Here is a 575-nt window from a genome sequence, read left to right on the forward strand (position 1 = left end):
CCGCCCAGACGCGCCACCACCAGCCAGCCGCTGCGCGGCGCACTCGGCGCGCGCCCACTGCCGGCATCCTCCTGCTCGACCCTGGCCGCCTCCTGCCGCCCGGCGCCGGTGCAGCGCGGCCAAGGTCACCAGCATCGACATGATCAGCACCACATAGGTCAACGCGATCAGGCCATCGAGCGTCACCGTGCCTACCTGCGAGGTCCGCGCGGCGGCGTTCACCGCCCGCAGCAGCATCGTCAGCCAGGTCAAGCCTGCCGCCGCCCACGCGAAGCGGCGCAGGCGCAAGGCGGCCAGGTCATCGATATCCAGCAGCCGCCACGACGGCCGCTTAGGCACCAGCAGACAGGCCGCCAGTGCGCCGATGAAGGCAGCCACCAGGGTTGCCAGTGAAAACTGCTCGGCGACCCGCTCCAACCGCGGTGCGATGGCTGAAATCTCATGCAGCCCCGCCACCATCGCCAGACTCGCCAGCCACGGCATCAGCGTACCGACCAGCAGCAGCCACACCGCCAGTCCGGTACGCCGCAGACGCCCTGCCGGCGCCCGCTCGGAGGCGGCATAGCGGCGCCCAG

At 71.5% G+C, this 575-nt stretch carries 1 pseudogene; it reads right to left on the minus strand.

The features are described from left to right. Positions 1-575 (minus strand): annotated as a pseudogene (locus JCM9942_RS17775) (DUF3772 domain-containing protein); the annotation flags it as partial.

The organism is Stenotrophomonas pictorum JCM 9942 (assembly GCF_001310775.1).
GTDB lineage: Bacteria > Pseudomonadota > Gammaproteobacteria > Xanthomonadales > Xanthomonadaceae > Stenotrophomonas > Stenotrophomonas pictorum.